Source organism: Alcaligenes sp. YSL9 (genome assembly GCF_030515105.1).
Taxonomy (GTDB): domain Bacteria; phylum Pseudomonadota; class Gammaproteobacteria; order Burkholderiales; family Burkholderiaceae_B; genus Alcaligenes; species Alcaligenes phenolicus.
This window is the reverse complement of record NZ_JALXJU010000002.1, coordinates 721874-743497: the sequence shown is the minus strand read 5'-3', so window position 1 is coordinate 743497 and position 21624 is coordinate 721874. Positions and strand designations below refer to the sequence as shown.

Annotated in this window: 22 protein-coding genes; 14 read left to right on the top strand and 8 right to left on the bottom strand. The window is 57.4% G+C overall.

The genetic code is table 11. The features are described 5' to 3' along the window. Positions 1-61 precede the first annotated feature (61 nt). The 8 genes from M2Q46_RS11570 to M2Q46_RS11535 all read left to right on the top strand — a co-directional run bounded on the left by M2Q46_RS11570 (position 62) and on the right by M2Q46_RS11535 (position 8311). Complete coding sequence (locus M2Q46_RS11570; RefSeq protein WP_203145142.1) at positions 62-613, top strand: peroxiredoxin; 552 nt, start codon at positions 62-64, stop codon at positions 611-613. A gap of 91 nt (positions 614-704) precedes the next feature. Continuing rightward, on the top strand, positions 705-2444 hold the full coding sequence (locus M2Q46_RS11565) for an amidohydrolase (RefSeq protein WP_257112949.1): 1740 nt from the start codon (positions 705-707) through the stop codon (positions 2442-2444). A 153-nt stretch (positions 2445-2597) separates the two neighbouring features. Then, positions 2598-3368 (top strand): DeoR/GlpR family DNA-binding transcription regulator, encoded by a 771-nt coding sequence (locus tag M2Q46_RS11560; protein ID WP_060186224.1) that lies wholly within the window; start codon positions 2598-2600, stop codon positions 3366-3368. Further along, a complete protein-coding gene (locus tag M2Q46_RS11555; protein WP_302357269.1) occupies positions 3365-4465 on the top strand; it encodes an ABC transporter ATP-binding protein in 1101 nt (366 codons plus the stop codon). Before M2Q46_RS11560 ends, M2Q46_RS11555 begins: the two co-directional genes overlap by 4 nt. Before the next feature lie 19 nt (positions 4466-4484). Next, a complete protein-coding gene (locus tag M2Q46_RS11550) occupies positions 4485-5747 on the top strand; it encodes an ABC transporter substrate-binding protein (protein WP_257112951.1) in 1263 nt (420 codons plus the stop codon). A gap of 12 nt (positions 5748-5759) precedes the next feature. Continuing rightward, positions 5760-6650 (top strand): carbohydrate ABC transporter permease, encoded by an 891-nt coding sequence (locus M2Q46_RS11545; RefSeq protein ID WP_009463182.1) that lies wholly within the window; start codon positions 5760-5762, stop codon positions 6648-6650. Continuing rightward, a complete protein-coding gene (locus tag M2Q46_RS11540; protein WP_052159361.1) occupies positions 6650-7492 on the top strand; it encodes a carbohydrate ABC transporter permease in 843 nt (280 codons plus the stop codon). Before M2Q46_RS11545 ends, M2Q46_RS11540 begins: the two co-directional genes overlap by 1 nt. A gap of 9 nt (positions 7493-7501) precedes the next feature. Next, a complete protein-coding gene (locus M2Q46_RS11535) occupies positions 7502-8311 on the top strand; it encodes a phosphodiesterase (protein WP_302357268.1) in 810 nt (269 codons plus the stop codon). Positions 8312-8434: 123 nt separating this feature from the next. Here M2Q46_RS11535 and M2Q46_RS11530 read toward each other — a convergent pair whose 3' ends face one another. From M2Q46_RS11530 to M2Q46_RS11520, 3 genes are all read right to left on the bottom strand, one after another. Next, complete coding sequence (locus tag M2Q46_RS11530; RefSeq protein ID WP_302357267.1) at positions 8435-10870, bottom strand: TonB-dependent siderophore receptor; 2436 nt, start codon at positions 10868-10870, stop codon at positions 8435-8437. Between the two features lie 147 nt (positions 10871-11017). After that, complete coding sequence (locus M2Q46_RS11525; protein ID WP_302357266.1) at positions 11018-12013, bottom strand: FecR family protein; 996 nt, start codon at positions 12011-12013, stop codon at positions 11018-11020. Then, positions 12003-12509 (bottom strand): RNA polymerase sigma factor, encoded by a 507-nt coding sequence (locus M2Q46_RS11520; protein ID WP_247966005.1) that lies wholly within the window; start codon positions 12507-12509, stop codon positions 12003-12005. Before M2Q46_RS11520 ends, M2Q46_RS11525 begins: the two co-directional genes overlap by 11 nt. Positions 12510-12966: 457 nt before the next feature. Between M2Q46_RS11520 and M2Q46_RS11515 the strand changes: the two genes are divergently transcribed. The 5 genes from M2Q46_RS11515 to M2Q46_RS11495 all read left to right on the top strand — a co-directional run bounded on the left by M2Q46_RS11515 (position 12967) and on the right by M2Q46_RS11495 (position 15553). Continuing rightward, positions 12967-13674: a TerC family protein gene (locus M2Q46_RS11515; protein WP_035271346.1), complete on the top strand. Its 708-nt coding sequence runs from the start codon at positions 12967-12969 to the stop codon at positions 13672-13674. 96 nt (positions 13675-13770) lie between these two features. Beyond that, the gene (locus M2Q46_RS11510) at positions 13771-14052 is read left to right on the top strand and encodes a peptidylprolyl isomerase (RefSeq protein ID WP_009463196.1); all 282 of its coding nucleotides are present in this window, start codon (positions 13771-13773) and stop codon (positions 14050-14052) included. Positions 14053-14375: 323 nt separating this feature from the next. Further along, complete coding sequence (locus tag M2Q46_RS11505) at positions 14376-14642, top strand: hypothetical protein (protein ID WP_083054211.1); 267 nt, start codon at positions 14376-14378, stop codon at positions 14640-14642. A 3-nt stretch (positions 14643-14645) separates the two neighbouring features. Further along, the gene (locus tag M2Q46_RS11500; RefSeq protein ID WP_009463200.1) at positions 14646-15107 is read left to right on the top strand and encodes a YaiI/YqxD family protein; all 462 of its coding nucleotides are present in this window, start codon (positions 14646-14648) and stop codon (positions 15105-15107) included. A 71-nt stretch (positions 15108-15178) separates the two neighbouring features. Beyond that, a complete protein-coding gene (locus M2Q46_RS11495; RefSeq protein WP_009463202.1) occupies positions 15179-15553 on the top strand; it encodes a nucleotide pyrophosphohydrolase in 375 nt (124 codons plus the stop codon). Positions 15554-15566: 13 nt separating this feature from the next. On the opposite strand, the gene M2Q46_RS11490 is transcribed toward M2Q46_RS11495, so the two are convergent. From M2Q46_RS11490 to M2Q46_RS11470, 5 genes are all read right to left on the bottom strand, one after another. After that, positions 15567-16208, bottom strand: coding sequence for an HD domain-containing protein (locus M2Q46_RS11490; RefSeq protein ID WP_302357265.1), 642 nt, complete (start codon positions 16206-16208; stop codon positions 15567-15569). A gap of 115 nt (positions 16209-16323) precedes the next feature. Then, on the bottom strand, positions 16324-17298 hold the full coding sequence (locus M2Q46_RS11485) for a tripartite tricarboxylate transporter substrate binding protein (RefSeq protein WP_302357264.1): 975 nt from the start codon (positions 17296-17298) through the stop codon (positions 16324-16326). A gap of 30 nt (positions 17299-17328) precedes the next feature. After that, a complete protein-coding gene (locus M2Q46_RS11480; RefSeq protein WP_302357263.1) occupies positions 17329-18483 on the bottom strand; it encodes a mandelate racemase/muconate lactonizing enzyme family protein in 1155 nt (384 codons plus the stop codon). 435 nt (positions 18484-18918) lie between these two features. After that, a complete protein-coding gene (locus M2Q46_RS11475) occupies positions 18919-19299 on the bottom strand; it encodes an RNA-binding S4 domain-containing protein (protein ID WP_060186234.1) in 381 nt (126 codons plus the stop codon). A gap of 34 nt (positions 19300-19333) precedes the next feature. Further along, positions 19334-20842: a DHA2 family efflux MFS transporter permease subunit gene (locus M2Q46_RS11470; RefSeq protein ID WP_302357262.1), complete on the bottom strand. Its 1509-nt coding sequence runs from the start codon at positions 20840-20842 to the stop codon at positions 19334-19336. Between the two features lie 144 nt (positions 20843-20986). Here M2Q46_RS11470 and M2Q46_RS11465 point away from each other — a divergent pair, with 144 nt between their 5' ends. Then, on the top strand, positions 20987-21595 hold the full coding sequence (locus M2Q46_RS11465; RefSeq protein ID WP_115634288.1) for a TetR/AcrR family transcriptional regulator: 609 nt from the start codon (positions 20987-20989) through the stop codon (positions 21593-21595). The last annotated feature ends 29 nt before the right edge of the window (positions 21596-21624 follow it).

The window sequence follows — 21624 nt, the reverse complement described above, 5'->3', positions numbered from 1 at the left end:
TTTCATATCTGTGCGGATTACGCTGCTTGCTGGTGCAGCGCACACATACGGAGGCAATGGCATGAAACAGGCAATAGCAGCTTTCTCTTTGGGTTTGTCCCTGCTGGCGGGGGCAGGTGGCGCACAGGCCGCTTTGGACGTGGGCACCCCCGCGCCGGACTTTACCGTGCAGGCCGCTCTGGCCGGTAAAACCTTTGAATTCAATTTGGATGAGGCCTTAAAAAAAGGGCCAGTCGTCCTGTATTTTTATCCGGCAGCATTCACCCAGGGTTGTACTGTCGAAGCGCATACTTTTGCGCAAGCCATTGACGAATACAGCCACTTTGGCGCCACTGTAATTGGCTTGTCTTCGGACAATATCGATACCCTGAAGGATTTTTCCACCGGACCTTGCGGCAGCAAGTTCGCGGTGGGTGCGGACACTACAGGCCAGGTCATCAAGGCTTATGACGCGGGCCTGGGGACGCACACCGAGCGTGCTTCCCGCATTTCTTACGTCATTTCGCCTGAGCGAAAAATCATTTTTGAATATACGGCAATGGAGCCGGACGAACACGTGAACAAGACCCTGGGTGCCGTACGCGACTGGTCCGCACAACAGGGGGCCAAGTAAAAACCGGGATAGCAGCTTGTTGTTCCGGACAGCATGGCGAGGGGTACAGTAAACGAGTCGGCAACTTTTTTCTGAATAGAAAGGGGAGCATATGTCGTTCAAAAGCACACTGAAAGTGTTTGTGCTGGCTAGCAGCATGGTGATGGCTGGCTCTGCCTGGACGGCAGAAATAGCCGATCAGATCTGGATGGGAGGACCCGTGCTGACGATGAATGACAGCCAGCCTGCAGCCCAGGCGGTTGCGGTCAAGAATGGTCTGATTCTGGATGTGGGTACCCTGCAGGCGATGCAAGCCTACAAAGGTCAGGACACTACCGTGATCGATTTGCAGGGCAAGGCCTTGCTGCCGGGTTTTGTGGACGCACACAGCCACGCTTTCATGATCGGTCTGCAGGCCATGTCCGCCAATCTGCTATCGCCTCCGGATGGCGCGGTGACAGATATCCACAGTCTGCAGGAGACGCTCAGGCAATGGCTGGGTGAGCAAAGTAAAACCAGGGAGGTGGGTCTGATCCTGGGGTTTGGTTATGACGATGCCCAGCTGGCGGAACAGCGACATCCCAATCGACATGAGCTGGATGCGGTGTCCGAGTCAGTGCCGATTATCATCATTCATCAGTCCAGCCACATTGGAGTGCTCAACAGCAAGGCGTTGGAGATGGCGGGCATTTCCGCCCAGACCCCAGATCCTGCAGGCGGTGTCATTCGGCGGGAAGAGGGCGGGACTCAACCTGATGGGGTGCTGGAGGAGATGGCTTTTTTCTCCAGCTTGACCAGTCAGATGGGCAAACTTACGTCCGAACAGGTTCAGGCTCTGTTTGTTGCCGGCACCGATCTGCTAAAGCGTTATGGCTACACGACCGGGCAGGAGGGGCGCGCGACGTCCGATACGGTGCCTTTAATGCAGGCAGCAGCGACGGCGGGCAAGATCGATATTGATGTCGCCGTCTACGTTGATGTGCTGCAGGACTGGGACTTTATCGCGCGTCATGTCTCGCGGCATTACACCGACGGTTTCCGGGTGGCCGGTGCCAAGCTTACGATTGACGGCTCTCCTCAGGGGTTTACGGCCTATCGCGACCGCCCCTATTACAGACCGCCAGAAGGCTACCGCGCCGATTACCGGGGTTATGCGGCGGTTACGCCAGATCAGGTGTTTGAGTCGGTGGACTGGGCCTTCAAGAACGATATACAGCTACTGACTCACGCTAATGGTGAGGCCGCCTCGGACCTTTTGCTGGCTGCGATTAAAACAGCCCGTGACAAGTATGGCCCCCGGGATCGGCGAGCCGTATTGATTCATGGGCAGTTTTTGCGCCGGGACCAGGTGGCGACCATAGCGGAGCTGGATGTTTTTCCTTCCCTGTTCCCCATGCACACCTTTTATTGGGGGGATTGGCACCGTGACCGCACAGTGGGGCCGGTCAATGCCGACAATATTTCTCCCACTGGCTGGGTGCGTGAACACGGTTTGATGTTTTCCACCCACCACGATGCGCCGGTTGCCTTTCCTGATTCCATGAGGGTGCTGTCGGCGACCGTGACTCGTCGCACTCGATCGGGCGATATTCTGGGGCCGGATCAGAGAGTGGATGTCATGACGGCCCTTAAGGCGATGACCATCTGGCCGGCTTTTCAGCATTTTGAGGAGAAGGAGAAAGGCTCGATTGAGCCGGGCAAGCTGGCGGACTTTGTCGTCCTGTCGCAAGACCCGACCTCGGTCGCCCCTGAGCAATTGACCAGCTTGCAAGTGGTTCAGACCATCAAGCGGGGTAAGCTGATTTATGAACAGGATGGGGCAGTGGAGACAAAGCAGCTTGTCCGTCATTAACACCAGACAGACCGTGCGAATGCTGTCTGAATTGAGCGCCCAAATGTTCATATGAACATTTGGGCGTCATAAAACTTTCATCTGAGCGTCACCGACTCGTAACTTCGCGTTCCTACACTGCCGGGTATTCAAACGAAACCCATACGCCGTGTTATGAACCTATCTGTCAGGCAAAGCATTATTGTGGATCTGCTGGCCGCCCAAGGGGCGGTGTCAGTGGATGGCTTGGCCGCGCATTTCGGGGTGACGCCGCAGACTATCCGGCGCGACCTGAACCACTTGTATGAAGCCGATCTGGTGCGCCGCCGCCATGGTGGTGCCGAGCTGAACGTGGTCGAGCGCAATGTGCCTTTCCAAACGCGCCGCATTACCCATTTGCAAGCCAAGGCCCGTATCGGGCGAGCCGTTGCCACATTGATTCCTCCCGGTGCCAGCCTGCTGCTGGGTTTTGGCACCACCCCCGAGCAAGTGGCCCTGGCGCTGGCCGACCATCGCGATCTGACCGTGGTCACCAACAACATCAGTGCCGCTCTGGCCCTGTCCCACAATATGAGCCACCGCGTGGTACTGACGGGTGGTGAACTGCGTCAACCCAACCCCGAAATTCTGGGCCCCGGCGCCGAACGCCTGTTCAACAGCTTCAAGGCGGACTTTGGCGTGTCCGGGGTAGGGGGCTTTGACTCGGACGGTGCCTTGTTGGATTTTGATATGGCCGAGTCCGATTGCCACAAAGCCCTGCGCGGCAATTGCCGGGTGCGGATCCTGGTGCTGGATCACACCAAGTTTGGCCGTCGTGCTCCTGTGCGTAGCGGCTCTTTGGAAGATGTGGATATTCTGGTTAGCGACCAGCCCATTCCCGAGCCTTACCGCGAGCAAATTCCTGCGCGTGTTCAGGTCGTGATTGCTGACGAGGTGCAGGCATGAGTCGCGCCGCTATCGAGCTGCAAGGCATAGGTAAAGCCTGGGGCGAACAGGCCGTGCTCAAGCAAATGGACCTGTCTATTCAGGAAGGTAAATTTACGGCCTTGCTAGGGCCTTCGGGCTGCGGCAAATCCACCTTGCTGCGCATTATTGCCGGGCTGGAAACCCCCGATCAGGGTCGGCTTTTGATCAATGGGCAGGACGCCACCTACATGGAGCCCGCCAAGCGTGGTTTGAGCATGGTGTTCCAATCCTACGCCCTGTTCCCGCATCTGAATGTGGCTGACAACATCTTGTTCGGCCTGCAAGTACGCCGTGCCGATCGTCAGCAGCAAAAAGAGCGTTTGCGTGAAGCCCTGGCGCTGACCAATCTGGAAGGTCTGGAAGAGCGCAAGCCCGGCCAGTTGTCGGGCGGGCAGCGGCAGCGTGTAGCCCTGGCGCGCAGCATTGTGTCGGGCCATCGTATCTGCCTGATGGACGAGCCGCTGTCGAACCTGGATGCCAAGCTGCGTCACACCGTGCGCCATGAAATCCGTGCTCTACAGCAACGCTTGGGTTTGACCGTGGTGTACGTCACCCACGATCAGACCGAAGCCATGGGCATGGCCGATCACGTGGTGCTGCTCAATGCCGGACATATTGAGCAGCAGGGCAGTGCCCAGGACCTGTACGGGCAGCCCAATAGCGTCTTTACCGCCGGCTTTATCGGCAGCCCACCCATGATGATGATTCACAGTGACCACGTGCCCTTGGAGTTGTGGCCCTCGCGCCGTCAGTACGACCAGCCGCATCGTGTGCTGGTGGGCGTGCGCCCGGAGAACCTGAACTTGCACGAAGCGGGCGAGCAGTATGTGGCTGCCACCGTGGTGCACCAGGAGTTTCAGGGGGCCGATGCCTATGTGTATGTGCAGCTTGATGATGGCCACACCCTGATCGTGCGCGCGCCGCACAGCCGCAGCGTCGAGGCGGGTGCTCGCTGTGGCTTGAGCTGGGACCCTGTTCACGCTTTTTACTTTAACCAGGACAGCGGGGCTCGCCTGCCGTCTGCGGATGCTCTGACTGCTGCTCCTTTCGCTGTTCCTCCTGCTGTTCTTCCCTAAACGTACTGCGAGTCTACCCATGTTGAAGAATTGTTTGCTTGCCACCTCCAGCGCCCTGTTGATGGGCCTGGGCGCCAATGCCCATAGCGCGGTGGAATTGACCATGTATTACCCCATTGCCGTAGGGGGGCCGCTGACCGATGTGGTCGATGGAATGATCAAGGACTATCAGGCCCAAAACCCGGAAGTCACCGTTAAAGCTGTCTACTCCGGTAACTACGATGAAACCCGTGTACGTGCCTTGTCGGCCCTGCGTGCGGGCGAGCCGGTGCAGCTTTCTGTGCTGGGCGCACTGGATACGCATGATCTGGTGGAACAAGGCCTGGTTGAAGCCTTTAGCGATGTGGCTCAGGACGCCACCAGCCAGGATTGGCTGAAAAGCTTTTATCCCGCCTTGATGGCTAACGGCACCTTGGAAGGCAAGGTCTGGGGCATTCCGTTCCAGCGCTCCACCATCGTCATGTTCTACAACAAGGACATGTTCCGTGAAGCGGGCCTGAATCCGGATCAAGCTCCCAAGACCTGGGACGAGTTGGTGCAAACCGCCCAGAAACTGACTAATGACCAGCATCACGGCTTGATGGTTCCGTCGACCGGCTACCCCTACTGGATGTTCCAGGCCATGGCCTTGCAAAATGGCCGTCAGCTGATGAATGAAGAAGGCACGCAGGTCTACTTCAATGACCCCAAGTCGGTGGAGGCGCTGCAGTTCTTCCACGACCTGGCCTACAAGCACAAAGTCAGCCCCACTGGCACCATTGAATGGGGCACGCTGCGTCAGGCTTTTGTCCAAGGCAAGACCGCCATGATGTGGCACACCACGGGCAACCTGACTGCGGTGAAGAATGAAGCCAAGTTCGACTTTGGTGTTGCCATGCTGCCCGCCAAGGAAAAAGCGGCTTCGCCTACCGGCGGTGGCAACTTCTACCTGTTCAAGGGCGCGAACGAGGAACAGAAGAAAGCGGCTCTGGATTTTGTGCGCTGGATGACGGCCCCTGAGCGTGCCGCCAAGTGGTCCATGGCTACGGGCTATGTCGGTGTCAGCCCTGCCGCCTACGAAACGCCTGCTCTGGTCGAGTACGCCAAAACGTTCCCGCAGGCTGTGGTCGCCCGCGATCAGTTGGCCGTAGCTTCGCCCGAGTTTGCCACTTACGAGACAGCACGTGTACGTGAACTGTTGTCCAACGCTGTGCAAGCCGTGCTGACCAATGCCAAGACGCCCAAGGCCGCTCTGGACGAAGCCCAGGCTGCCGCAGACCGTCTGCTGCGTCCTTTCAACTAAGCAGGTGCAGGAATGGCTGAACCATTGCGTGTGCTGCGTAAAGAGTGGGTATTTGCTTACCTCTTGTTGACGCCGCTGTTTGTGCTGCTAAGCGTGTTTGCCTTTATCCCGGCGCTGCACACGTTCTGGTCCAGCTTGTTGAGTAAAGGCACGGCGCGTCGTCCGGCCCAGTTTGTGGGCATGGACAACTACGATGCCATGCTGGCTGACCCGACGTTCTGGCTGGTTCTGAAGAACAATCTTTGGTATGCCGCCATTGTGATTCCGGTGTCCATGGCCCTGGCCTTGCTGATGGCCTTGTGGGCCAACCGGGCCATGAGTATGCGGGCCTGGGTGCGTTGTGCTTACTTCACGCCCACCATGCTGCCCATGATTGCCGCCGCCAATCTATGGCTGTTTTTCTACACACCGGATCTGGGTTTACTGGATCAGATTGCCAAGCTGTTTGGCGCCGGGGCCACCAACTGGCTGGGCCAGCCGCAAACCGCCCTGGGCGCGGTCATGGTGGTGACGATCTGGAAAGAAGCCGGTTTTTTCATGATCTTTTATCTGGCGGCCTTGCAAACCATTCCGCCGGAGCTGCGCGATGCCGCTCGTCTGGAAGGCGCGACCCGCTGGCAGTATGGCCGCCGTGTGCTCTTGCCCTTGCTGGCACCCACGACCCTGTTCATTTTGATCAACGCGCTGATCAACTCGGTCAAGCTGGTTGATCACCTGTTTATCTTGACCAAGGGCGGCCCCAATAATGCCTCCAAGCTGATGCTGTACTGGATCTGGGAAACCGCCTTTGCCTATATGGATACGCCTAGTGCCGCCGTGCTGACAGTTGTGCTCTTGTTGGGGCTGGGTGCTGTCGCCATCTTTCAATTTCGCTACGCTGAACGACGCGTGCACTACCAGTGATGAACATGGACACTGTTTTGACTGCTCCGGGCCGCAGCTTGCGTTTGCCATCCCTGGATACGGTGGGGGCACATGCGCTGGCCCTGCTGTGGATTGCCCCTTTGCTATACGCCTGCTGGGCTGCATTTCGCGACCCGTCCGCCGCCTTGAGTTTTGACTGGAGCGCAGGCTGGACCGTTAGCAATTTTGCAGCCGCCTGGGACCGTGCGCCCTGGTTGCGCTACATCTTCAACACCACCGTGCTGGTGCTGACCATTCTGCTCGGGCAGTTTGTGCTGTGTACCCTGGCCGCTTACGCCTTTGCCCGCTTTCGTTTCTTTGGCAGTCAGTTTTTGTTCATGCTGTTGCTTTTGCAGTTGTTCATCCTGCCTGAAGTGCTGATTGTGGAGAACTACCGCATGGTGGCCTTGCTGGGCTGGACGGACACGGTCTGGGGCATGGGTGTGCCTTATATGGCCAGTGCCTTTGGTGTGTTCTTGTTGCGCCAGGCTTTCAAGCAAGTGCCGCGTGAACTGGAGGATGCGGCGCGACTGGAAGGATGCAGCCGCCTGGGTGTGCTCTGGCGTGTGTACGTGCCGCTGGTCAAGCCTGTGTATCTGGCTTATGCCCTGGTGTCGGTGTCGACGCACTGGAACAATTTTCTATGGCCCTTGGTGATCAGCAGCTCTGACCATACCCGTCCTTTGACCGTAGGTTTATCCCTGTTTGGCGCACCGGAAAGCGGGGTCAGTATCTCCCTGATCAGTGCCGCCACATTAATGACTATCTTGCCGCTTTTGTTGGGCTTTTTGCTGTTTCAAAAGCAGTTCATGCAGGCCTTTTTACGCGCCGGCATTCGTTAAGGAATTCTGATGAAGATCATCCAGTTTTCGGACCTGCACATTACCCCGCCCGATGGCCTGTTGTTTGGCTCGGACCCTCTGGATCGCTTGCGTAGCTGTGTACAGCACGTCAATCGTCATCATGCCGATGCAGACTTGTGCGTGCTGACGGGCGACCTGACCCATGCCGGTCATCCACGCGCATACGAGCGCCTGCGTGAAGGCTTGCAGGATTTGATTCCGCCTGTACGTTTGATGATGGGCAACCACGACAGCCGCAGCGCTTTTCACAGTGTATTTCCGCAGATCTCGACCGATTTACCCGGCTTTGTACAGCATGCCGAGACCCTGGGCGATTGGCGCCTGATCTACCTGGATACCTTGGAGGACGGCTATACCAACGGCTTTTTGTGTACGCGGCGTCTGCAATGGTTGCAGCAGGAGCTGGCGGCGCATCGCGGGCCGGTGATGCTGTTTTCGCACCATCCTTTACCTGCCTTGCAGTATCCGTCCATGGATTGGCTGCGTATGAGTAATGCGTCGGATTTATTGCCTTTGCTCAAGGCTCATCCCGCGCCCGTGCATTTGTTCTCCGGCCACGTGCATCGCTGCGCCAGCGGCGTGTGGAACGGCCTGCATTTTGTGACGGTGAATGGCACCAACCATCAGCACGAACTGGATCTGGAGCGCGAGGGGGCCGCAACATCGACTTTCGAGCCTGCCAGTTACGCGCTTATCTTGCCCAACGCAGATGGTTTGACGGTGCATTTTCAGCCCTTTGGCTACGAGGAATTGCGCTTTCCGTATACGGGGGACTTGAGTGCCCTGAAGTGCGTGTAAGCCTTCCGGGTTCAGCAACGCTGGCACAAGGCGGTAGCGATCAGCAAACCCGCAGTGGCCCCCGCGGCCTGGATTATTTTCCAGGTTACGGGGGCTGTTTGCCTGCTAGCCGCTTTCACGTGATTAGAAGGAATAACGCAGGTTCAGCATGGCATTACGCGGTGCGCCGTAATAGCCGGTGTAGAAGGTCTGATCCAGCGCACTCAGGTACTTGCGGTTGAATAGATTGTTGACGTTCAAGGTGGCCGTCAATTGCTTGCTGAAGTCGTAGCGGCCCATCAGGTTGACGACGGCGTAGCTGCTTTGTTCTCCGCTGACAGTCTTGCCCAAATCCCACGGTGTGGCGGTGAAATGGATCTGGCTTTGCCAGTTCACACCACCCCCAATCGTCAGGCGATTCCAGCTGCCGGGCAGGTGATACGTGGTCCACAGCTTGGCCATATGGCGTGGCACCAGGGTTTTGATGCGCTCGCCCTGGGCGTCTTTGGTCTGGCTGTAGGTGTAGCTAAAGGCCATGTTCCAGCCATCGAGCAGCTCGCCCGTCACTTCCATATCCAGGCCCTGGGTCTTGGCGCCTTTGACCGCCGTGTAGGCCGCTTCGCGCTCGGTACCCGGCACGATAAAGCCACTGTCGGCCACGGCCAGATTGTCCTGGCGGATTTCGTACAGCGCAATGCTGCTGTTCACGCGGCCGTCCAGCATTTCGCTTTTCAGACCGATCTCATAGTTATTACCTTTGCGCGGGTCCAGAAAGTTGCCGCTACGGTCGCGATAGCTTTGTGGCTTGAAGATGCTGGTGTAGCTGGCGTAGATCGAATGCTCTTCATTCAGGTCGTACACAATGCCGGCATACGGGGTGAAGACATTGTCTTCGTGCATGGTTTTCAGGCTGTTAAAGCGCTGCATACCGGGGTCAGGATAGCTTTGGGAAAGACTGTAGCGGTAATTGCTGAGGCGCCCCCCCAAAATGACAGCCAGCTTGTCGCTGGGTTTCAGGCGTAGCGCCGAATACCCACCGTACTGTTTGACGGTCAGATCATAGTCAAACAGCTTTTCTCCAGTCGTATTGGGTAAGGCCGGGTTGTTGTTCCAGTTGTGGAGATTGATGGAGGTGCCTTCGATATCGTCGTCCATGGTGTCATGGCGATTCTTGTAGCGCGACGAATTAAAGCCGACGATCAGTTCGTGGTCCTGTCCAAATAGTTGAAAAGGGCCTTTTGCGTGAATATCAAAACTGGTTTGATACTGTGTGGCATCTGAAACACCTCCGTAAAGCTGCACGCCGTCGCCCGTTTCACGGTTGGGATAGCCCCAGGAAGCATCCGCACTTTTCCCGCTTCGACGGGCCTTCAGGTAATTCAGGGACATGGCCAGTGACCAGTCTGCCCCCAGTTGCTGGTCCAGTTTCACAAAGGTGTTGTGAGACTCCAGTGTATTGGTGTTCCAACGAGCCCCTGCATTGGTGGAAATATCAAAATCGGTCTGTTCGCCGGTGTCGTAGAACAAAGGAAAGCCGGAGCCAGAGGAGCCGCGCGGATCATTTTTTTGATAATCCATCCCCAAGGTGACAAGCGTGGTGTCTGTAATGTCGGCCTCAAGTATGCCGTAGACCACATCTTTTTTTGTTGTGAAGTAGTCCATATAGCTGTTGCCTTCCTGATGGGCTCCAACCAGACGGCCACGCAGGCTGCCGTTCTCGTTAATCGGGCCGCCCAGGTCCACTTGAGCCCGCATCTGATCCCATGACCCGTAGCTCACTTCAGCATGGCCCTGAAAATCGGCTGTTGGACGTTTACGGACCATATTGACGACGCCAGATGGGTCGCCTGCGCCGGTCAATAGACCAGAGGCTCCACGCAGCACTTCCACGCGGTCATAAATCGCCATATCTGCCAGCCCCTGAGGAATGTTCTGGCTGACGATATCGGACAGTGTGGACAGGCCGTCCAGCTGATAGTTGTCGATAGCATAGCCACGCGAGTAGATGGTGTAGCGGTCGCTGCCTATGTGCTGGATGGAAATACCGGGCGCTTGTTGCAGCACGCTGCCGATGTTGTCCAGTGACTGGTCCTCAATGCGCTGGCGCGTCATGACACTGATAGTTTGTGGTGTTTCGCGTAGCGTCATGTTCAGCCTGGTGGCCGTGGTGGTCGCGCCGTGGCTGGCATAGGTCTGGCTGCCTTCCGTCACGGGCAGGCGACGGCCCACGACGCGCACCGGGTCCAGCATGGTGGCGTCCGTATTGGGGCGCGACAGGGTGATGGTGTTGTTCTCGCGCCGGTATTCCAGGCCAGAGCCTTGCAGCAGGCTGCGTAGCGCGTCTTCCGGGCGCATGCGGCCCTGAATCGGTGTCGTGCTCAGACCTTGCACTAGCGAAGGCGAGAAAAACACCTGCAGCTGGGTCTGTTCGGCCAGTTTCAGCAGCGCTTCGGACAAGGGCTGGGCAGGAATGTGGATAGGGACAGGATTGTCTTGGGCCAGGGCAGGGGTGCTGGCACTGGCCAGCATCAAAGCGAGCAGGACGGGGCGCAGGCGGGGTAGGAAAGCGGTTCGGTTCACGGTGCAGATTCAGGGTAGGGGCGGGCAGGGCGACGCCCGGATTCAGAGATGTTCGTCAAACGCGATGTTGAGGAACGCTGAATCTAAATACGAGTCAGTCTTACTAAACCCCTCAGCTTGAATCGATTTATTTGAAACTAATTGTAATTACGAGACGCTGCTCAGCAGGACACTGCCATCGTCTTGTGTCTTGGCCTGCAGTGGCAGGATCTGTTGCAGGGCTTGAAGCACGGCACTTTGTTCGTCCAGCAGGAAAGACGCGGTGACACGCTGCTGGCCGATTCTGCCGTCAGCGATGCGGATGGGATGCTCGCGATAGCGGTTGATTTCAGCAACGACCTCGGACAAGGACAGGTCCCGCACAATCAGGCGTCCTTGCCGCCAGGCGGTGGCAGCGGCCACATCGACCTCGGCCTGAATGCTGAGCCCATTCTGAACGGACACTGTGGCGCCAGAACCGGCGGCCAGATACCGGGTCTGGCGGTTCCACCAGTGCCCGCTGGACACCTCCACACTGCCGCTTTCGACCAGCACTTTGACTTGCTCGGCATCACGGCGAACCGTAAAGCTGGTGCCGGTAACGCGCACCACCGTATTGCCTGCTTTGACGATGAAAGGGCGTTGTGGGCTGGATGCTACCGCGCACATCACTTCGCCCTGAATCAGATCCAGATGACGGCTGTCTTCATAAAACCGCAGCTCGGCTTGGGTGGCGGTATTCAGCTCCAGGCTGGAGCCGTCTGGCAGAGGAACCCAGCGGCGCTCGCCCACACGTGTTTGCAGGCTAGCAGCGTAAACAGCCTGGGGGCTGAGTAGTAGGCCTGCCAAACCGGCAGAGCCCGCGACAGCGACCAGGGCGCCGGTATTACGGATCAGTTTGCGGCGGCGCAGATCGGGCCGCTGGGGCACTTTGCCGCCATACAGCAGCTTGACCAAATCCTTGTCCAGCGTGCTGGCCAGGGAGCTTAACTGCTCCACCGCCATAAATTCGCGCTCATTTTCCGGGTCAGCCTGCAACCACTCCTCCAGCGCTTGCTCGTCAGCCGGGCTGAAGCGGCCCGAATGCAGGCGGGCCGACCATTGGGCGGCGGCCTCGGCAGGGGAGGTGGCATCACTGGGGTAGAAAGGGGATTCAGAACTCATCGCGCAGGCGCTCGCGGATAAACTGGCTGGCCAGCGCAATATAACGCTCCACGCTGGCAATGGACAGTTTCAGATGACGGGCAATTTCAGGCTGGGTCCAGCCTTCGATGCGGTTCAAGACAAAAGCCCGTCGGTGATTCAAAGGCAAGGCTTCCAGGGCCGCAACCAGGGCGTGGCGCACTTGCTCCGCACTGGCCTGGGCATCGGCACCGTCGGTGATGGGGTGAGCGTCTTCATGCAGCTCGTCCCAGGCCAGGTGCTGGAAGCGGCTGTTGCGACGCCACAGATCAATGGCCCGATGGCGCGCGGACTTGTACAGAAAGTTGCGGGCATGGGCCGCTGTCAGTGTTTTCTGATCTTTTCGAAGCAGGGCCTCTACCGCATCATGGGCGACGTCTTCCGCGTCCGCGGCGCCGCCAAAGCGGCGCAGGCAGGACTGCATGAACTCGCCATAATAGGCCAGCCAGCTTTTGCGGGAGAGGTCCGAATTGGACATGGGGGCAGGGGCTTGAATGACAAAAAGCAAATTATTGCAAATAGTTCTCATTAACTCAATGGCGCTTTATTCAGGCCCTATCGGGGCGTGAGGCCAGCTTGCAACGTCGATCCGGAACTTGCACCGAAAAATCGTCATGTCCGGCGAAAAGCTTTGTTGTTTCATACAAGATCGTTATACTTGCGAACTATCAGGGGGAGTAGCTTACTTTCCGGCGCATCGTCATCACGGCAATCTGTGTTTTTTGCACATGTTCCCGGTGCCCGGGCAACCTTAGGGTTGCAAGCAAGACCTTGCCATTAAAGGGCAAGGTGTATCCTCTAAAAACGATATGGCCTGCGTCCTTAATGGATCAGGCCATTTTTGTTTTGTACACGAGTCGTCATTTTCTCGTTGTACAGTCATGCAAGATGGTCGTCAGCTTTCAATCAAACAATATGAAAAGGCGGTCTTACACATGATGGAGTTTTTGCAAACAATGAGTTGGGCGGCAGTATTTCAGATCATCCTGATCGATATATTGCTGGGGGGCGATAACGCCGTGGTTATCGCATTGGCTTGCCGTAACTTGCCTGCCAAACAACGTGTCAAAGGTATTTTGTGGGGTACGGCCGGTGCCATTGGCCTGCGCGTCGTCCTGATTGCCTTTGCCCTGACCTTGCTGGCCGTGCCTTACCTGAAAGTGGTCGGTGCCCTGTTGCTGGTCTGGATTGGTGTGAAACTGCTGATCCCTGAAGATGATGGTCACGGTAATGTGGAAGGCAGTGCCACCCTGTGGAAAGCCGTTAAAACCATCATCATTGCCGACTTTGTGATGAGTCTGGACAACGTGATCGCCATTGCCGGTGCGGCTCAAACCGCCGATCCGGATCATCAGATCGGTCTGGTTGTCTTTGGTCTGGTCGTAAGTGTGCCTATCATTATCTGGGGCAGCACCCTGGTTCTGAAGCTGATCGATCGCTTCCCTATCGTGGTGACCTTCGGCGCCGCGCTGCTGGGCTGGATTGCCGGTGGCATGATCGTGACCGACGTGAAGTTCATCGAGTTCTTTGGTGAAGCCTCCACCAGCACCAAGCTGATTGCTGAAGTGGTGGGTGCCTTGCTGATCGTAGCCCTGGGTCATGGCATTGCCGCGGCCAAGCGCAAGAAAGCTGCCCAGGCCTGAAATTGAAACAGCAGGTGTAGAACCGGCGCCGGGGGCTTCGCTTCCGGCATGGTTCTGGGTTAAGCTCAAACGATTTTCTAAAAAAAGGAGTACACCATGGCACAAGCCTCCGCACGCCACATTCTGGTCAGCACCGAAGAGAAAGCGAACGAACTGAAAGCCGCTATCGAAGGTGGTTCTGACTTTGCTCAGGTGGCCAAGGAAAATTCCAGCTGCCCATCGGCCCGCATGGGCGGTGAGCTGGGAACATTTGGCCGTGGCCAAATGGTGCCCGAGTTCGATCAGGTTGTGTTCAGCGCCCCCGTTGGCGTTGTGCAAGGCCCCGTCAAGACTCAGTTCGGCTACCACCTGGTAGAAGTGACTGCACGTCAGGACTGATACGATCAGGCCAATAAAAAACCCGCTACGGCGGGTTTTTTTGCGCATGCTGATCTGGTGACTGGTGACTGGTGACTGGTGACTGGTGACTGGTGACTGGTGACTGGTGACTGGTGACTGGTGACTGGTGATTGGTGGTTGGGTGTAGGGCCGGGCGGTGGCTGCTTACAGAAACTAAAGCTTTGATTATCAGGGCTTATACATAAAAAGCCTGGACATTTTCCTGCAAGCTGCGCAGTATGCCAGCCATACCGGCTAACGGCCTTGTCGCCGTATTGTTCGCTTACCGTGAGCGAACCAGCCCATTCTTATAAAGAAATCCGATGAAACGCACCGATATGGAAAAACTCAGCGCCGTCAAACTGCTGAGCAATGTAAAAAAAGCGGGTACGCCACAACGCTTTGCAGGTGACTCCGCCGTGGCTGATCGGCGCGAACAACGTCGTCTGGATCAGGCTGCTGGCCTGGTGTCCTTTCCCGTCAAGCTGACCCAGCCCGTTATTGATGCCGTGCGCGCTCGTGCTACCGAGCAAGGCGTCTCGACCAATGAGGTCATTGATCGCCTGTTGGCTCAAGCTCTAGGCCTGTAACCCATGCAGATTTGGGTCGATGCGGACGCTTGTCCCGTAGTCATCAAAGAAATTCTGTACCGCGCCGGGCAGCGCTGGAGTCGCCATGTGATCCTGGTGGCGAATCAGATGCTGCGCACCCCGCCATCGCCCTGGTTGAGGGCGGTGCAGGTGGCGCGGGGCTTTGACGTGGCGGATGACTACATCGTCCAGCACGCCAGCGTGGGAGATCTGGTGATTACTGCCGATATCCCTTTGGCTGCCCAGGTGCTGGAGCGTAAAGCCCTGGTCCTGACCCCCAGGGGTGAACGCCTGGATGCCAACAGCATAGGCGAGCGCTTGGCCATGCGCGACATGATGGAAGAACTGCGCAGCACTGGTGTGGATATCGGAGGTCCGGCCCCCTTCAGCCAGGCCGACCGGCGTGAGTTTGCCAACGCACTGGACCGCCTGATGATGAGCCTGCAAACGGCTGCGAGATCGTAAACAGACTTGCCATCCCCCCGGTGCTTGTGTGAGTCTGTCGCTGGATTGAAATTTTTAGAGTGAAGTACGTAATGACAGACTCAAAACGCCCCTTGATGAATTTGACTGGCCTGAACGAGGCCGTTGCCCAGTTCGCCCGCGAGCGTGAGTGGGACCAGTTCCATAGCCCCAAAAATCTGGCCATGGCCCTGACCAACGAAGTGGGCGAGCTGATCGAAATCTTCCAATGGCTGACAGAAGACCAGTCCCGCGAAGCAGGCAAAGACCCGAAAACTGCTGAAGCCGTGCGCGATGAACTGGCTGACGTGCAAATCTACCTGAGCCGTCTGGCCTTCGTTCTGGGTGTGGATATGAATGAGGCTGTTACCAACAAGCTGGTAAAAAACGCCCGGAAATACCCCGCTGACAAAGTGCGGGGGACGAACAAGAAATATACGGAGTTGTAAAAGGGGCTAGGGATTACAGCTCCCCCAGCATTTCCTCTATAAACCGTTCCATCCGCGCGTGTCGCTCACGCGCGATTGCTTGCCCCCGTTCAGTCTGAAAACCCTCGGCCAATTTGAATAATTTGGCCGGGAAGTGATCCAGCGCGTAGCGCTTGTCATCCAGAGGACGACTCTCTGCTTTTGGATCTTCCGGCTCATACAAGCTGGAGCCCATTCGCCCCGCTGTATAGAAGCAGCGAGCTATCCCTAAAGCGCCAATGGCATCCAGGCGGTCTGCATCCTGCAAGATGCGGGCCTCCAGACTGACGGGCGGGATGTTTGCTGAAAAGCTGTGGCTTTGAATTGCTTGGCCCACGGCTTCACAGTCCTGCTCTGACCATCCCAGCCTGGTCAGAATGTGTCGTGCCTGCTCCGCCGACAGGGTGGAAGCACGAGAGCGCAATGGCGAATTCTTCTCTACCGCCACGCAGTCGTGCAGCACCGTTGCTGCCAGCAAAATCCGCAGATTCCCACCTTCTTTTTCCTGAATCGCACAGACGTTCTTCCAGACGCGCTGCAAGTGCGATTGGTCGTGGGAGCCGTCGTTGTGACTGGTGCTGCTATGGGGCAGGAGTTGGGCGGCAAGCTTTTCAAAGGGGTGGAACAGGCTGGACATGGCTATGGTTTGCTGTAACGGGTGCCACAGCATAACGCGAAGCAGCAGGGGCAGGGCAGGCTCAAGAAAAAGGGCTGCCAGTGGCAGCCCTGAAGGTGAGTTGCAGTTTTTAGAGTTAGAAGTTGCTCAGCCCCAGATCACTGACCGAGTCGGCCCAATAGTTCAACTGCTGATCCACATAGACCGTGAACTCGGCTGGGCTGTTGGTGACCAGGGTCGCGCCGTTCCCTTCCCAGATTTCCTTGATCTTGTCGGTATTCAAGGCACGGTGAATGCTGTCTGCCACGCTTTGCACGGTGGCATCCGGTACATCTCCTTGCATGAAAATCCCGTACCAGGTCTGGGCACTGATCTCATCCATGCCCCGTTCTTTCAGCGTGGGTACATCCGGCAAGGCAGGAGCGCGTTCCGGGCTGGATACGGCCAGGGCGCGCAAGCGGCCATTGCGTATCTGCGCCACGGCCGACGGCATGGTCTCGAACATGAAGTCCACTTGATCGCCACTGATCAGCGCCATCACAGCCGGGCCGCTGCCTTTGTAGTGCACGGCGGTCATGGTGGTGCCGGATTTCTTTTCCAGCTTGCCGGCCATCAGATGCAGCATGGTAGCGACGCCACTGGTGCCATAGTTCACACCAGCCCCTTGCTTGGCGGCGGCCAGCAGGTCGTCCACGCTGTGATAGGGCGAATTGGCATTCACCACCAGCACATTGGGCATGGCGGCAATCAGGGTGACGGCTTTCAGGTCCTTGCGTGTGTCGTAGGGGAAGTTCTGCAACACGGCAGGCGCAATCATGTGATGCACGGCACCAAACAAGAGCTGATTGTCGGCGGGGCTGGAGTTGGCCACCATGCTGGCACCCAGCACGCCGCCTACACCTCCTTTATTTTCTACAACAACGGTTTGACCTATTTCATTGCCCAGAGCTTCGGCCAGAGGACGAGCCAGGGTGTCGCCCGAACCACCCGCGGCAGAAGGGACGATCAGCCGCACCGGGCGTTCGGCCCAGGCGGGGGAAGCTGCCCAGCTTTGGGGCGCGGCAGCAAAGATAAAACTGAGGGCAAGTACAACACGGGACCAGGGTTTCATGTTTTTTTACCTCCTCGGTAGTCGTCGGTTTCAGCCTTTGCCGGAGCCCAGGCTGCCGGGGTTGCTGCGCAGCTTGTCGATTTGATCTTGTCGTGGTGTCAGCCCCAGGCCGGGGGCGTCGGGCATGCGCAGCCAGCCTTGTTCGGGCTGGGGCAGGCCGGTGTAGATCTCGGCCATCATGGCGCTGGCGGCCAGGTGCCATTCCACATCGCCGCCATTGAGCAATCCGCAGTGCAGGTGACCGTTGTGGGAGGGGAACGCCCCGCCATTGGCGACGGACGCGTTAAAGCTTTCCGCCAGAGCGAAGATCTTGCGGGACTGGGTGAAACCGCCGGAGATCAGCACGTTGGGCTGCAGAATGTCGACAGCCTGCTGCATCAACAGATCCCGAAAGCGGTAGGACTGGCCTTCGTTTTGACCAGCGGCAATGGTGATACCAGTGCTTTGACGCAATTCGCGCAATCGACCCGTGTCATTCTGGGTAATGGGCTCTTCAAAAAAGCCGACGTTCAGCTCACGGGCGTGGCGGGCGATGGCTTTGGCGTGCACATAGTCCAGGCTGCAATTGCCGTCGATGTACAGCGGAATGTCGGCGGGGATGGCCTCGCGTACCAGGCTCATGCGGCGCATGTCCTGGCGGATCAGTTCGGACAGGGGGCGCGGTTCGTCGCGACGTTGCAAGCCATGATGGCCTACCACCATCTTCAGGCCCTTGAAGCCTTGATCCACGCAGTCGCGCGCGACTTTAACCAACTCTTCTTCGCCCAGGAAAGCAAAGCCGAAGGTCGCGTAGGCCGGTACTTTTTCACGGGCACCACCCAGCAGTTTCCATACGGGCAGACCCAGGGCTTTACCCTTGATGTCCCACAAGGCAATGTCCAACGCAGAGATGGCGTGCATGGCATAGCCCGTCTGGCCACGAGGGCACACGTTCCAGTACATGCGATCCCACAGGCGCTCGGTGTTCAGGGGGTCTTGCCCGATCAGGTCGCTGGCCAGAATATCGTTGATCGTGCTGGCAACAGGGTGCTCTTCGGTAATGGCGCTAAGTCCATAGCCGGTGATGCCTTCATCGGTCTCGATTTCCACATGGCAGATGGCCAGGTTGGTGGGTTTTTGGATGCCCGCGCTATCGAGCTTGAAAGGCACGTTCAAGGGAATGGCGCGTACTGCTGTGATCTTCATTTTCCTGTCTCCTCACGCTTTTTGAATGCGTTTGCATGTAATTGTTTTAGGTTTATAGCGTTTTGTTGCAAGCACAATCAATGGTGTAAACCCTTGATTTAATTGATATATAAAAGCGCAATCTGATATATCAAAAAGGGTTTGCAGCGTTGTTTTTAAGGTTTTTAGTTGAAGGTTTTCTGCATCGGCAGATGCTTTAGCGGACGGGGGTGCAGACGTTTTGTGGGGTGCTCAAAAGCAGTGCAGGCGCTTGCGGCATAAGCAGGTAGACCGGCGGGGAAGAGGCAAGCAGGAGCGGGTTGTTAGTCCCTGTGCAGATCGCCGTGAAACGCTGGCGATAGACTCATCGAAAGAACGAATCATAAAAAAAGCCCTGCCAGGCAGGGCAGCTTGGCAGGGCTTTTTCTATGTCGCGAAGTACGAGCAGGGAGCGGTCTATTTCCCCCGCAGCAACTGCATCTGACGACGATCTTTTTTGGTCGGACGTCCAGCATCAAAGTCCAGTGCAGGTTCAGGTGCCAGACGGCGTTGTTCGGCGGCTTGCGCGCGTCGTGTGCTGCTTTCTTCCGTCTCTTGATACAGCTGGCGAGCAACCGGCGCGGGGCCACGTACACTGCTTAAGGCGGTGACGTGAACCTCCATGGCAGGAGTCTCCTTGCGCAAGGTAATCACATCACCGATTGAGACTTCGCGGGCAGGCTTGGTGCTTTGCTGATTCAGCAAAACCCGCCCTTTGGTGATCTCCTCGGAAGCCAGGCTGCGCGTCTTGTAAAAGCGCGCTGCCCAGAGCCATTTATCCAGTCGTAATTTGTCCATGCGCTATTGTAAATCCAGTCTGCAAAAGCTGGGCTTAATGCAGTTCCACCGCAGCGGCAGGAGCAGCCTGTACACGAGGCAAACGCAGACGCAGCAGCAGAACCAGACTGAAGACGGCCAGCAATCCGGCCCAGAACATGACGCGGTGAAAGCCGTCTGCCCAGGCGTGCTGGATGGCTTGCATCCAGAACAAGGAATCTGCTGAGGCAGGCAGAGTCACCTGACCGGAGCTGATAATTTGTTGTGCCTGTTCCAGCATGGGATTGACCGGATCAAGACGACTGGACAGGGAGCTGACTGCTCCTTGGCTCATCAAGGAAGCCAGCAGGGCAACGCCCAGGGTCATGCCGGTTTGGCGGATGGCATTGGTGGTGGCTGATGCCATGCCGGAACGCTCACGCGGCACCAGATTCATGACCAAGGTACTGCACGCCGGCACCGACAAACCCATGCCAATGCCTAGTACGGCCAAGGCGAAACCAGCCATCCAGTAGGAAGCGCCGGGTTGCAGCAACGTCATCAACCAGGAACCGGCAGCCATCAGGCCAAAGCCCGTAGTCAGGATCAGCTTCAATCCAAAGCGCTGGCTCAAGGCACCGAAACGGGAGGCCAGCACAGCCATGCCAATGAACTGGGGAGCCAGCCCCCAGCCGGTTTGGGTGGCACTCCAGCCCAGGGCGTTCTGGAAGAACAGGGACAGGAAAAACACATTGCTATAGGCGGCAAAGCCCAGCACAAAGGAGGCGATATTGGCAGTGCTGAAGCGGTAGTCCCGAAACAGACTCAGAGGCAGCAAGGGGCGGGCGACACGGGTTTGGGCATAGATAAACGCCACGAAGGTGAGCGCGGCCACGCCCAGGGAACGAATCGTCTCGGTAGCGTGCCAGCCTTGCTCACCCGCGCAGATCAGGCCATAGGTCAGGGAGCCAAGCCAGATAACGCTAAGCAACTGGCCGACAGGGTCGAAAGCTGCGTGTTCGGGATTGGCCGACTCCTGAATACCCCACATGCCCAAGCCCAGGGTCAGCAGGCCCAGTGGCAGATTCAGGCTGAAGATCGAAGGCCAGTCGGCTACATCGACCAGCACACCGCCCAGAATCGGGCCCAGTACCAAAGCCAGGGCGCTGAAGGAAGACCAGCCGCCAATGACGCGGGCACGCTGGGCCGGGTCTGGAAAGGCGTGGGTCAGGATCGACAGGGCTCCAGGAATAAGTAAAGCCCCGGCCATGCCTTGCACGACACGACCCCAGAGCAGGGCGCTTAGTGAACCGGCCAAGGCGCACATCATGGAGCCGACGGTGAAGGCCAGCACGCCCAGCAACCAGCTCTTCTTGCGTCCGTAGCGATCCCCCAGCAGCCCGGCAGACAACATGAAGGCGGATAGGCACAGCGCATAGGAATCCACGATCCATTGCAGCCCGGCCATATCGGTTTGCAAGGCTTGTTGCATGCGTGGCAAGGCAAGATTCACGATGCTGATGTCCAGGGTGACCATAAAAGTCCCCAGGTAAATGGCGATGGTTAGAGCAAGTCGGCGAGTCATGATATTTGATAAATGAGAATTATTATCGACGACTATAAAATATTGACTGACTGTCAGTCAATTAAAAATAAATAGGCTGGCTAAAATAGCGCGGTGACACCCGACGAGGCACTTTGTCGGGGTTTTTCTGATACTTTGACATCCATGACCGCTGCCAAAACACCTCGTACCCAACCCTCTGAAGTTCGTCGCCGAGACTTATTGGAGGCGGCTGCCACCTTGTTTTTGCAACAAGGGTTTGATGCCACGCCGGTGGATGAAATTGTGTCGCGGGCGGGCATGTCCAAGGGCTTGTTCTATCACTACTTCAGCTCCAAGCAAGAGATTCTGGCTGCCCTGCGCGAGCAGTTCATCCAGCAGTTTCATGACCGGGTGCAGGGGGCGCTGGAGCAGGCGCCGGAAGATGATTGGGTGCAGCGTCTGGCTTGCTGGATTCGCGCTTCGGTTCAGGCCTATAGGGACACGCTGGAGATGCATGATCTGGTGTTTTCAGACCATATGCGCAGCAACTACCAGGGCGAACGCAATACGGTAACCGAGCCCTTGCACAGGATCCTGAACGAAGGGCAGCAAGCGGGGGCCTGGTCTGTGGCCGACGTGGATTTGACCGCCTGGGTGATCTACCAGGGCATGCATGGCGCGGTCGACAATATGGGGTTGGAAACTGCAGAGCAGTGGGCCGTCATGGAGAACAATCTGGTGACTCTTTTTGTGTCTATGCTCGGGGCGACGCCGCCTCACCAAAATATGTAGGCTGTTCTAGCCGCACTGGATTGCTGCAC

Bases quoted from the DNA above. Each gene is read 5' to 3' on its own strand.
- M2Q46_RS11570 (WP_203145142.1), top strand. From the start codon at position 62: ATGAAACAGGCAATAGCAGCTTTCTCTTTGGGTTTGTCCCTGCTGGCG.
- M2Q46_RS11565 (WP_257112949.1), top strand. From the start codon at position 705: ATGTCGTTCAAAAGCACACTGAAAGTGTTTGTGCTGGCTAGCAGCATG.
- M2Q46_RS11560 (WP_060186224.1), top strand. From the start codon at position 2,598: ATGAACCTATCTGTCAGGCAAAGCATTATTGTGGATCTGCTGGCCGCC.
- M2Q46_RS11555 (WP_302357269.1), top strand. From the start codon at position 3,365: ATGAGTCGCGCCGCTATCGAGCTGCAAGGCATAGGTAAAGCCTGGGGC.
- M2Q46_RS11550 (WP_257112951.1), top strand. From the start codon at position 4,485: ATGTTGAAGAATTGTTTGCTTGCCACCTCCAGCGCCCTGTTGATGGGC.
- M2Q46_RS11545 (WP_009463182.1), top strand. From the start codon at position 5,760: ATGGCTGAACCATTGCGTGTGCTGCGTAAAGAGTGGGTATTTGCTTAC.
- M2Q46_RS11540 (WP_052159361.1), top strand. From the start codon at position 6,650: ATGAACATGGACACTGTTTTGACTGCTCCGGGCCGCAGCTTGCGTTTG.
- M2Q46_RS11535 (WP_302357268.1), top strand. From the start codon at position 7,502: ATGAAGATCATCCAGTTTTCGGACCTGCACATTACCCCGCCCGATGGC.
- M2Q46_RS11525 (WP_302357266.1), bottom strand. From the start codon at position 12,013: ATGAGTTCTGAATCCCCTTTCTACCCCAGTGATGCCACCTCCCCTGCC.
- M2Q46_RS11520 (WP_247966005.1), bottom strand. From the start codon at position 12,509: ATGTCCAATTCGGACCTCTCCCGCAAAAGCTGGCTGGCCTATTATGGC.
- M2Q46_RS11515 (WP_035271346.1), top strand. From the start codon at position 12,967: ATGATGGAGTTTTTGCAAACAATGAGTTGGGCGGCAGTATTTCAGATC.
- M2Q46_RS11510 (WP_009463196.1), top strand. From the start codon at position 13,771: ATGGCACAAGCCTCCGCACGCCACATTCTGGTCAGCACCGAAGAGAAA.
- M2Q46_RS11505 (WP_083054211.1), top strand. From the start codon at position 14,376: ATGAAACGCACCGATATGGAAAAACTCAGCGCCGTCAAACTGCTGAGC.
- M2Q46_RS11500 (WP_009463200.1), top strand. From the start codon at position 14,646: ATGCAGATTTGGGTCGATGCGGACGCTTGTCCCGTAGTCATCAAAGAA.
- M2Q46_RS11495 (WP_009463202.1), top strand. From the start codon at position 15,179: ATGACAGACTCAAAACGCCCCTTGATGAATTTGACTGGCCTGAACGAG.
- M2Q46_RS11490 (WP_302357265.1), bottom strand. From the start codon at position 16,208: ATGTCCAGCCTGTTCCACCCCTTTGAAAAGCTTGCCGCCCAACTCCTG.
- M2Q46_RS11485 (WP_302357264.1), bottom strand. From the start codon at position 17,298: ATGAAACCCTGGTCCCGTGTTGTACTTGCCCTCAGTTTTATCTTTGCT.
- M2Q46_RS11480 (WP_302357263.1), bottom strand. From the start codon at position 18,483: ATGAAGATCACAGCAGTACGCGCCATTCCCTTGAACGTGCCTTTCAAG.
- M2Q46_RS11475 (WP_060186234.1), bottom strand. From the start codon at position 19,299: ATGGACAAATTACGACTGGATAAATGGCTCTGGGCAGCGCGCTTTTAC.
- M2Q46_RS11470 (WP_302357262.1), bottom strand. From the start codon at position 20,842: ATGACTCGCCGACTTGCTCTAACCATCGCCATTTACCTGGGGACTTTT.
- M2Q46_RS11465 (WP_115634288.1), top strand. From the start codon at position 20,987: ATGACCGCTGCCAAAACACCTCGTACCCAACCCTCTGAAGTTCGTCGC.